Raw genomic sequence first — 10,169 nt, 5'->3', positions numbered from 1 at the left:
TCCGGTGGACCATGTCGCTCGATATTTCCACGCTGTATCTCGTTGCCGCCATGGTTGCGGCCATGCTCGGCGCCATGCTGCTGTTTTTCGGCAAGCAGGAGAATATCCCGGCGCTGAAATGGTGGGGCACCGCCTATCTGCTCGGCGCGGCCTCCGTCGCGCTGTGGACGCTCGCCGCCGGCGCACTCGGCGAACTGCTTTCGCTGGCGCTCAACGCGGTCGGCTTCGTGGCCTGCGGTATGGTCTGGAACGCTTCGCGCGTGTTCCACGGCCGCAAGCCGAACCTGCCGGGGCTGGTTCTCGGCGCGATCGCCTGGATCGCCGCCGTCATGACCCTGCCGCCGGACGCCACCGCGCTGCGTATGACGATCGGCGCCGGCATCGTCGCGGCCTATGCGGCGCTGACCGCCGCCGAATTGTGGTCGGACCGGCGCCGTGCGCTGCAGGCGCGCTGGCCGGCGATCGTGGTCCCGGTGCTGCACGGTTTCGTGCTGATGCTGCCGATCCTGCTCGGCGACCTCCTGCACGCGAACGATGCCACGTTCTCCGGCAGCATCTGGGTGAAGGTATTCTCCATCGAGCTCGTGCTCTACGCGGTCGGCACCGTGTTCGTGATCTTCATGCTGGTGTCGGACCGCGCGGTGACCGCGCACAAGACCGCGGCGTCGATGGATCCCCTGACCGGCATGCTCAACCGCCGCGGCTTTGCCGAGGTGTGCGCGCGGGTGATCGATCGCGAGGCCAATGCCGGCCGTCCGGTGACGGTGATGATCTTCGACATCGACCATTTCAAGTCGATCAACGACCGCTTCGGCCATCCGGCGGGCGACGAGATTCTGAAACTGTTCGCCGCCGTCGTGGTCAACGGGCTGCGCATCACCGACCTTTCGGGGCGTGTCGGCGGCGAGGAGTTCGCGGCCCTGCTGCCCTGTTCGCTGGAAGAGGGCGTCGTCGCCGCCGAACGCGTTCGCGAGGCCTTTGAGGCTTCCGGAATCGTCGATGAGACCGGTCCGGTCGACACCACCGTCAGCATCGGGGTGGCCGGCGGCCCGGCCGGCACCGAGCTCGAGGTGCTGCTGGCCGCGGCCGATACCGCGCTCTATCAGGCCAAACGCGGCGGGCGCAATCGCGTCGAGGCGGCGGAGGAGTTGCCGCTGTCGCTGGAGAACTGGCGGCGCAAGACCGCGGGCATTGCGCGCCAGCCGCAGCAGCCGGCCGTGACGCGGCTCGCCTAAGCGCGCGGTAACCCCGCGTTTACCATTCCATCGATATCATGCAGGTCATGAATATGGTTCCAAGCCATCGCACCAACGCCGCCCTGATGTCGCTCGAAGCCGCGGCCGCCTCGGCACGCGGCGGGTTCGCCTGCCTGTTCTCGACATCGGATGAATACGAGACGGCGCTGATCAGCGAACGACGGGCGCAGGGCCGCTATGCCGCCCCGCGCAGCCGCTGGCCGCTGGCGATGTTCGCCGGCTGCGCCCTGACGGTTGCAGGCACGGTGCTGCTGTTCAGCTGAGTTTGCTGCGGGACGCGCATGCCGGGCGCCGCAAGGCGCCCTTTTTCTTTGCGGCGGGCTGGGCTAGAGACGTTCATTCTCCAGCGAAAGGCCGCCCCCGATGATCACCGAAATCGCGCAGATCGACATCAAACCCGGCTCCGAGAAGGATTTCGAGGCGGCGGTCGCCAGGGCCCGCGCAGCCTTCGGACGCGCCAAGGGGTTTGGCGGCTTCGAACTGCATCGCTCGATCGAGAAGCCGCAGCGCTATCGTTTGATGGCCAAATGGGAAACCCTCGAGAACCACACCGTCGATTTCCGCGGCTCGGAGAACTTCACGGAATGGCGCGGGCTGGTCGGGCAGTATTTTGCCTCGCCGCCCGAGGTCGAGCATACCGAGACGGTGCTCAGCTCGGCGCCCTGAACCCGGCCGTGGCCGCGTCAGCCGGGCTTCTCTCGGCCTTGAAATGATCGATCATGACCTTGGCGATCGCCATCAGCGGCAGCGCCAGCGCCAGACCCCAGATGCCGAACACGACGCCCAGCAGGATCTGGAAGGCGAATAGCGTGGCGGGCGGAATGTCCAGCGCGTGACGCTGGATGATCGGGGTGAGGACATAGCTTTCCAGCGCGTGGACGCCCATGAACAGCACGAAGGCGCTGAAGCCTGCGACCCATCCGGAGGCAAGGCTCGCCAGCACCACGATCAGGCCGCCGATCAGCGCGCCGATGGTCGGAATGAAGGCCAGCAATCCGGCCTGGATACCCAGAATGAACGCACTCTGGATGCCGATGATGGTGAGGCCCAGCCAGGTCACGAAGAACACCGCGAACATCGTGACGATCTGCGCGATCAGCCAGCGCTCCAGCGTCCCGCCGATACGATCGACGATCACGGTCGCGCGGGCGCGATGCCGCGCCGGCGCCATGTACAACAGCCCTGTTCGATAGACCGCGGGCTGCGCCGCGAACGCCAGTCCGAGAAACAGGACGATGAAGAAATTTCCGACCGCGCTGACGGTGCCGAGCAGCACTTTCAGCGTCTGGCTCACGATCGCGCCGCCGCCGGTGGCGATGGCGCCTGCGCTCGGAAGATTATGCGGGACCGGTGCCGCCGGCGTCACGGACGTTTCCTGGGTCGACGAAGCGGCCGGCGTGCCGATATTGCCGAGTTCGAGATAGCTGGTATCGATGCCGTTCTTCTCCAGGAACGCCTTGACGTTGACCAGCTGCGATTTGATCGTATCGCTCAGCACGGTGGCCTGTTTCGCAATGGTGGCGCCGCCGAGAAACACCACGCCCGACAGCATGCCCGCCAGCACCAGGCATACGACCGTCAGCCGCAGCGAATGCGGCAGCCTGATGACGTAGCCGAGCAAATGGGTCATGGCATTGAGCGCGACGCCGAGCAGCATGCCGGCGAAAATCAGAAACAGCGTCGCCGCGAAATTCCAGGTGAAGATGAGCAGGGCCGCAAATATGACAATGCCGATTCCGCCGACCGATATCGACCATGCCAGGTCGTTGCGGGCCCGAAGTCGATCGTCAGCCGAGACTGCCACGTTGATTCCCCCTTCAATCGATTTCCGGCGGCACTCTTCAGTGAAATGCGCCCGGGATCAAGCGCGGAAGGCGCCGGTTTGACGCTGGCGTGCCGGGTGTGCAAAGCGGGGCCCGGGATCCGGGCCGCGGGATGGCGAGGGACGATCGGCATGAACTTCAAATACGTCGGCCCGCTGGTCCTGTTGGCCGCGATTGTGATCGGCGACCAGATCAGGATCAACCGGCCCAATCACAAATACCGCCTGACCGTCGAGGTGGAGACGCCTGCAGGCGTCAAATCGGCCGCCGGCATCATGGCGGTGCATCCGGACCGAAGCTACAGCCGCGGCGGCAAGACCCGCACCAGGGGCGATGCCGTGTTCGTCGATCTCGGCGGCGGCAAGAACCTGGTCGCCTTGCTGGCCCATATCGACAAATCGCTCGAACTCGACGAGATCAATTATGTGGCGTTGCGCGCCTACAAGGCCGCGGGACAGAACGTGTCGTTCAGCCAGATGAGCCGAGTGACCGGCGCGGTGCCCGTGACCGGCGAGGTGATCCCGGTGCTGGTCAGCTTTGCCGACCCCGCCGATCCCGCCAGCGCACGCCGGGTGCCGCCCAACGAGGTCGAGGGCGCGTTGGGCAAGGGCTACCGGCTCCGCGGCATTTCGGCCGAGGTGGTGCCGAACGGCCTCTGGCCGCTCGACTTCGGCGGTTCGCTCGGCGATCCCGTGACCCGCGGCATCGAGGCCAGACTGCCGTGGCTGAACGGAGCGGACGATGCGGCGGGCCGGGCGCTTCAGGCCGCGGGATTGCCGACCGCCGAGGCCATCGATTCCAAGGATGCTTTCACACGGAAATAGCAATGCAGGCCCGCGCTTGAGCGTGCCATATTGATCCGGTACGGGGTGGCAGGCATGATCCGCCGGGGATTTCGCTGCCTGAGACTTACCTGCCAGAGATTTGCGACGTGAGATTGGAAGCCATGCAATGAGGAGGCCGGTCGTCGGGGTGATCGCCAACACCTATCGCGTCGAGGATCGATTTGCGACGCAGATGACCGGCGAGCGCAATCTTCGCGCGGTGGCCGAAGTCGCCGGCGCGCTGCCGCTGATGTTCGCCGGCTGCTCCGAAATCACCGATCTCGGCGCCCTGCTGGATGTGGTCGACGGCGTGATCCTGACCGGCGCCCGCGCCAACGTTCACCCGACGCATTTCCGCACCGAACCGCACCCCCGCCACGAGCCCTACGACATGCAGCGCGACGGTCTGGCGCTGGCGCTGTCGCAGGCCTGCGTCGCGCGCGGCATCCCTTTGTTCGGCATCTGCCGCGGCCTGCAGGAAATGAACGTGGCCTTCGGCGGCTCGCTGCACCCCGAGATCCGTGAACTGCCGGGGCGAATCAACCACCGGATGCCGCGGCTGGAGAGCGGCGAAATCCATCCGGACCCTACGGTGGTTTTCGCCGACCGCCATGACGTCAATCTCGTTCCCGGCGGCGCCTTCGCGACGCTGCTGGGGTGCGAGACCATTCGCGTCAATTCGCTTCACGGCCAGGGCATTCTCGATCCCGGCGAGCGCGTCGTCGTCGAGGGCGTGGCTGAGGACGGCACGATCGAGGCGATCCGGATTGCGGATGCGCCGAGCTTCGCGCTTGGCGTGCAGTGGCACGCGGAGTACGATCCACAGCGCAATCCGATCAACCGCAAGCTGTTTCAGGCATTTGGCGAGGCGCTGACGGCGTACAAGCGGACCGGCTAGCGACCCGGTCGTTTACCCGGTCCGCCGATCCCCGGCGGGCATGGGCCAATCCATTCATGGAGCGGCGAACCCCGTAATAATACGGCCGCCGGAGCTTGATGTTGATGGTATTGACCTGAAAAAGCAGGCGGCATCGATTGTCATTTTTGCGCCGCAGATGCCAATATCCCGTCAGCAAGCACAAAGAAATCAGAAACAAGGCGGACCAAGGTGGTCGGTGGTATGAGACTGTCGACCAGGCTGGCGCTCGCGATGGTGTCGCTGGTACTGGTGACGACGGCCGTCCTGAGCGTCATCACGTATCACTTGGTCGCTGGCGTGGCGCTTCCGAGCGCGCTCGATCGGCTTGCCACCAAGGCCACGTTGATCGCGTCCAATCTGGAAACGGTGTTGAATAGCGTCGGTCAGGACGCGTCCTCCCTGCAGTATTCCAACGGCGTGGCGCAGCTGGGTGTCGCCAGAACCGCCATCCCGTTCGTGCCGGAAACCGACAAGGCGATCCGGGAAAGCATTGCGGCGCGGCTTTCGCGTGTGCTGAAGGCGAAGTCGGAATATGCCCAGATCCGCATTATCGGCGTCGCCGATGGCGGCCGGGAGCTGGTTCGCGTGGACCGCGGCGGGCCGGGCGGCGCGATCCGTATCGTCCCTGACGCCGAACTGATGCAGGTGGGCGAACGAGACTATTTCAAGCGGGCGGTCGGCCAGCCGAAGTACAGTGTCTACGCCTCGCCCGGCGAGCTCCAGGAAAGTGGCAACGCCGACCGCGCTGCCAGTCCGGTGCTTCACGTCACCGTACCGCTCTGGACCGCCAACGACCAGATACTCGGCATCGGCGTGATCAATCTCGACCTCGGAGCAAGGTTCGATCACATTCGGGCCGAGATAAACCACGACAATCAGGTATTCCTCGTAAATGGCGCCGGCAACTATCTGATCCATCCGGACCGCAGTCGCGAATTCGCTGTCGCGGCGGGTGCCCCGGCGCGCATCCAGGATGATTTTCCGGGATTCGATAAAGCGTTGGCAAGCGGCTCCATGAGCAAGGGCGAGTTCTGGGAAAATCGCAGCGGTGAACGGGTCGGGGTCGGTGGGGCGGCAGTGTCGTTCTCCGGTGCCACTGGTTTGACGGTTTTGGTTGCCGCCGATTACTCAACACTCAATCACGGACTGGCAGCCGTGAGCAGTTCAGCACAGATCGGCGGCGGAGTGGCGGTCCTGCTGGCGGCTCTCCTCGCCATCCTGCTGGCCCGCTCGCTGTCCAGGCCCCTGGTGCAAATCACCGATGCGGCGAAGGGGTTGTCGCGCGGCGAACTGAGAGTGCTGCCGTCCGGGGGCGGTGCGGAGATCCGCGTTCTCGCCGAGGCGTTCGCGGGGATGGCAACCGAACTCAGAGCGAAGCAGGCGTTGCTCGAAAATACCATCGCCAGTATCGGCGACCCGGTCCTCGTGGCAAACGAGCGCGGTCAGATCGTGATTGCCAACGCCGCTGCCCAGCGTCTGCTGGAGATCGATCCAGGCGTCAATCCGACCGAAGCATTGCGCCGGTTCAAGTATTTCTATCCGGACGGGGTGACGCCGCTGCCGGCTTCGAACTCGGCGTTGGCGCAGGCGCTGCGGGGCGAAAGCGTGGACGACATGGAATTCATCGTTCAGCCGGAATTACCCCACCTTCCGGCTTACATCGTCGCGAACGCCCGGCCGTTAAGGGACGAATCCGGCGCGTTGAGCGGGGCGGTTACCGTCTTCCGCAATATCACCGCACAACGGCAAGCGCATCAGGCGCTGGTCGACAGCGAGAAAATGGCGCAAGCCATTGTCAATAGCGCCATCGACGCCTTCGTTCAGATGGATGCAGCAGGTGTCATCGTCGACTGGAGCCCGCCCGCAGAATTGATGCTGGGATGGACCCGGTCGGAGGCCGTCGGTGTAAACGTCTGCGATCTGATCGCGCCGGAGGCGCAACGCGCCGCGAACAGGCAAAGGGCGGGTCAATTCCTTCAGGCGTTCATGGAGGGCACGACGACTGGCCTGAGGTTCGAAATGCTGGCGCTGCATCGGGACGGCAGTGAAGTCTTCACCGAAGTTTCACTGACGGCGTTGTGCCGCGGCGACGGTTACATCGTCAATGCGTTCCTCCGCGATATCACCCAGAAGCGTGCGGCCGAGGAACAGCTGATCCAGGCCCAGAAGATGGAATCGGTGGGCCAGCTGACCGGCGGTATCGCCCATGACTTCAACAACATGCTTACGGTGATCACCGGCACGATCGAAATTCTCGCCGAAGGCGTCCAGGATCAGCCGGTTCTTGCGTCGATTGCAAAGATGATCGGCGAGGCGGCCGACAGGGGCTCGAAGCTCACGGCAAATCTGCTCTCTTTTGCAAGAAAACAGCCGCTTCAGCCGGCAAAGATCGACGTGAATGAGCTTGTGAAGGAAGCCGCGAGACTGCTGGAACCGACGCTCGGAAGGCAGATTGAAATCGAGATGGTGCTGAGCGATTGCCTGTGGCCGGCCCATGTCGATGCCGGCCAGCTCAGTTCCGCACTCGTCAATCTCGCCATCAACGCGCGCGACGCCATGCCCGACGGCGGAAAACTAATTTTTGCGACCGAAAACATCGCGTTGGACGCGCCGGCGGGCGCGGCCAGGGGTGTCGATCGCCCCGGTGACTACATCGTGGTCGAGGTGACCGACACCGGCACCGGTATTCCCGATGCCATCCGGGACCGGATCTTCGAACCGTTCTTTTCGACCAAGGAAACCGGCCAGGGCACCGGGCTCGGTCTCAGCATGGTGTTCGGCTTCGCCAAGCAGTCCGGCGGCAATGTCGAGGTCCGCAGCGAGGCCGGTCGCGGCACCAGTTTCCGGGTCTATTTGCCGAGGGCGGAAGAGGGCGGCCTCCATTTGCCGGCGGCTGAGGATGCGCCATCGCCGGGCGGTGCCGAAACCATCCTGTGCGTCGAGGATGACCCCAGCGTGCGCGCCTATGTGATCGTTCAATTGCAGAGCCTTGGTTACAAGGTCCTGGTGGCATCGAATGCGGCCGAAGCCCTGGCCATTGCGGATGCGGGGGCAGAGTTCGATCTTCTGTTCACCGATATTGTCATGCCGGGAAAACTGAACGGCGGACAGCTTGCCGACACGATGGCCCTGTTGCGGCCGGGGCTGAGGGTGCTGTTCACGTCGGGCTATACGTATGATGCCCTCAGCCGGCATGGCCGGCTTTCGTCCGACATCCGGTTGCTGGTGAAGCCGTACCGGAGGTCGGAACTGGCGCGCCTGCTGCGTCTCTGCCTCGATGGATCCGTGGGCGCTGCGAGCGATTCCATACCAACCCCGCATTCGGGGCTGGAATACCGCGATCGCTTCTTGCGGAATCCGCCGGAATAAGAGGATTGCGCCAACGCTTCGCGATGGCGCTACACTCCGTCAGGCAGCCATTTCGTCAGGCAGCCATTCCGTCAGGCAGCCATTCCGTCAGTCAGCCATTCCGTCAGGCAGCCTTGCCGATTTTCTCCACCTTCACGCCGCCGCCTTCCAGCAGCATGACCTTGTTGAGCAGCTTCACCAGCGCATAGACGGATTCGATGGCGGGCGCCGGCGTGTTGGTCAGCCGCGCCATTTCCAGGATCGAACCGATCAGCGCCTCGGTCTCCAGCGAACGGCCGGCTTCGACGTCCTGCAGCATCGAGGTCTTGTGCGCGCCGACCGCTTCGGCGCCGGCGATGCGCTTGTCGATGCTGACGCGGAAGGTGACGCCGAGCTTCTGCGCGATGTCCTGGGCTTCCTTCATCATGGCTGCCGCCAGCGCGCGGGTTTCGGCGAACTGGCAGATGTCCACCAGCGTGGCATGGGTCAGCGCCGAGATCGGGTTGAACGAGAGATTGCCCCACGCCTTCAGCCAGATCTCGGAACGGATATCCGGCAGCACCATGGATTTCAGCCCGGCCTTGATGAAGACGTCGTGCAATTCCCGGACGCGCGCCGTCTCCTTGCCGTCGAGTTCGCCGATCGGGAAGCGATCGCCCTCGACATGATGGATCACGCCCGGCGCTGTGGCTGCCGCGGCGGGATAGACCACGCATCCGATCAATCGTTTCGGATCGATATGTTTGGTCAGGACGCCCGAGGGATCGAGGCTGTCGAGCTTGTGGTTGTCGTACTGGCCGCCCAGCCGCTGGAAGTACCACCACGGCAGGCCGTTCTGCACCGTCAGCACGATGGTATCGGGGCCGAGCAGCGAGTCGATATCGCGCACGACCTGATCGAGGAAATGCGCCTTCACCGCCAGCACCACGATATCCTGCTTGCCGGCTTCCGCCGGCTTGTTGACGGCTTTCATTCTGGCGGTCTGGACCTTGCCGTCATGCCACTCCAGCTTGAGGCCGTTCTTCTGGATCGCGGCGAGATGCGTGCCCTGGTCGATCACGGTGACATCTTCGCCGGCGAGCGCAAACTTGGCCGCCAGCAGGCCGCCGATGGCGCCGGCGCCGACCACGCAGATCTTTTTCTGTGGCGGAGGCGCGCCGGTCAGGTACGGACTCGGCAGTACCTGGTCGAACACATTGCCGAGGCTGCCGACGCCTTCGATCACGATCTCGACCATGTTATGCGCTTCCGCCATGGTGCCGGCGCCGAGCGAGGTGCCGCAGGCGATGATGTCGCCCGGCATCAGCGTCACGTCTTTTGAAATCGCGGCGACCAGCCGGTGCGGGGGGAAGAACATGTCGGCGACCGGATAGTTCTGCCGCTCCTTGCCGTTCAGGACGGTCCTGACCGACAATTTCAGCGGATCGAGTCCGGTGGCGATGACAGGACCGAACACCCCGAACGTGTCAAAGCTCTTGGCGCGCGCCCACTGCTCGAACGACTTGTCCTTGCGCAACAGATCGACGGCGGTGACGTCGTTCACGCAGGTATAGCCGAAGATGTAATCGCCGGCCTCGGCTTCCGAGATATTGAAGCATTTCTTGCCGATGACGATTCCGAGCTCGCCTTCATAGATGATCTTGCCGGCGTAGGTGGCGGGACGCTGGATCGGCTTGTTCGCGGGCCAATAGGCATTCGGCGCCTTGAGAAACCACAACGGCTCCTTCGGCTCGGTGAAATCGTTCTTGGCCGCGAGCTGGTGGAAATTATTCCACAAGCAGATCATTTTCGTTGGCTGGCACGGCGTCAGGATCTCGACGTCGGCCAATTTCAGCGTCTGGCCGCTGGGTTTCGCCCCGGCGAACAGGTCGCCGGTATGAACTGTAATGATGCCGTGATCCAGCGTGCCGAAGCCGGTATTTCCATTCTGTTCGAAACGGATCCACTTTGCCATCTGCAACCTCCCGGTAAGCCAGCGTCGTTCGCATGCGCGGCGGAC

The 10,169-nt window shown here is 64.0% G+C and carries 7 protein-coding genes and 2 pseudogenes; 6 read left to right on the top strand and 3 right to left on the bottom strand.

The window, feature by feature from the left end; translation table 11 throughout:
* The first annotated feature begins 11 nt into the window (after positions 1–11).
* The 3 genes from Q8N40_RS25990 to Q8N40_RS25980 all read left to right on the top strand — a co-directional run bounded on the left by Q8N40_RS25990 (position 12) and on the right by Q8N40_RS25980 (position 1,922).
* On the top strand, positions 12–1,235 hold the full coding sequence (locus tag Q8N40_RS25990; RefSeq protein WP_305318766.1) for a diguanylate cyclase: 1,224 nt from the start codon (positions 12–14) through the stop codon (positions 1,233–1,235).
* Between the two features lie 47 nt (positions 1,236–1,282).
* A complete protein-coding gene (locus Q8N40_RS25985; RefSeq protein WP_305318767.1) occupies positions 1,283–1,519 on the top strand; it encodes a hypothetical protein in 237 nt (78 codons plus the stop codon).
* A gap of 100 nt (positions 1,520–1,619) precedes the next feature.
* On the top strand, positions 1,620–1,922 hold the full coding sequence (locus tag Q8N40_RS25980) for an antibiotic biosynthesis monooxygenase (RefSeq protein WP_305713850.1): 303 nt from the start codon (positions 1,620–1,622) through the stop codon (positions 1,920–1,922).
* On the opposite strand, the gene Q8N40_RS25975 is transcribed toward Q8N40_RS25980, so the two are convergent.
* The gene (locus Q8N40_RS25975; protein ID WP_305713849.1) at positions 1,906–3,060 is read right to left on the bottom strand and encodes an AI-2E family transporter; all 1,155 of its coding nucleotides are present in this window, start codon (positions 3,058–3,060) and stop codon (positions 1,906–1,908) included. The two genes, Q8N40_RS25980 and Q8N40_RS25975, sit on opposite strands and share 17 nt — an antisense overlap.
* A gap of 150 nt (positions 3,061–3,210) precedes the next feature.
* Between Q8N40_RS25975 and Q8N40_RS25970 the strand changes: the two genes are divergently transcribed.
* The 3 genes from Q8N40_RS25970 to Q8N40_RS25960 all read left to right on the top strand — a co-directional run bounded on the left by Q8N40_RS25970 (position 3,211) and on the right by Q8N40_RS25960 (position 8,191).
* Positions 3,211–3,903, top strand: coding sequence for a hypothetical protein (locus tag Q8N40_RS25970; protein WP_305713848.1), 693 nt, complete (start codon positions 3,211–3,213; stop codon positions 3,901–3,903).
* A gap of 127 nt (positions 3,904–4,030) precedes the next feature.
* The gene (locus tag Q8N40_RS25965) at positions 4,031–4,801 is read left to right on the top strand and encodes a gamma-glutamyl-gamma-aminobutyrate hydrolase family protein (RefSeq protein ID WP_305318771.1); all 771 of its coding nucleotides are present in this window, start codon (positions 4,031–4,033) and stop codon (positions 4,799–4,801) included.
* A gap of 222 nt (positions 4,802–5,023) precedes the next feature.
* Positions 5,024–8,191, top strand: coding sequence for a PAS domain S-box protein (locus Q8N40_RS25960; protein ID WP_305713847.1), 3,168 nt, complete (start codon positions 5,024–5,026; stop codon positions 8,189–8,191).
* A 103-nt stretch (positions 8,192–8,294) separates the two neighbouring features.
* Here Q8N40_RS25960 and Q8N40_RS25955 read toward each other — a convergent pair.
* Positions 8,295–9,296, bottom strand: a pseudogene (locus Q8N40_RS25955) (2-dehydropantoate 2-reductase); the annotation flags it as partial.
* A 57-nt stretch (positions 9,297–9,353) separates the two neighbouring features.
* Positions 9,354–10,124, bottom strand: a pseudogene (locus tag Q8N40_RS25950) (fumarylacetoacetate hydrolase family protein); the annotation flags it as partial.
* Positions 10,125–10,169: the final 45 nt, after the last annotated feature.

The organism is Bradyrhizobium sp. (assembly GCF_030693485.1).
Taxonomy (GTDB): Bacteria; Pseudomonadota; Alphaproteobacteria; order Rhizobiales; family Xanthobacteraceae; genus Bradyrhizobium.
The sequence above is the reverse complement of the archived record's forward strand: the minus strand, read 5'-3'. Positions and strand labels throughout refer to the sequence as shown.

What these genes read in the sequence shown, in the direction of transcription:
- Q8N40_RS25960 (WP_305713847.1), top strand. Translation starts at nt 5,024, where the DNA reads ATGAGACTGTCGACCAGGCTGGCGCTCGCGATGGTGTCGCTGGTACTG.
- Q8N40_RS25990 (WP_305318766.1), top strand. Translation starts at nt 12, where the DNA reads ATGTCGCTCGATATTTCCACGCTGTATCTCGTTGCCGCCATGGTTGCG.
- Q8N40_RS25965 (WP_305318771.1), top strand. Translation starts at nt 4,031, where the DNA reads ATGAGGAGGCCGGTCGTCGGGGTGATCGCCAACACCTATCGCGTCGAG.
- Q8N40_RS25970 (WP_305713848.1), top strand. Translation starts at nt 3,211, where the DNA reads ATGAACTTCAAATACGTCGGCCCGCTGGTCCTGTTGGCCGCGATTGTG.
- Q8N40_RS25980 (WP_305713850.1), top strand. Translation starts at nt 1,620, where the DNA reads ATGATCACCGAAATCGCGCAGATCGACATCAAACCCGGCTCCGAGAAG.
- Q8N40_RS25985 (WP_305318767.1), top strand. Translation starts at nt 1,283, where the DNA reads ATGAATATGGTTCCAAGCCATCGCACCAACGCCGCCCTGATGTCGCTC.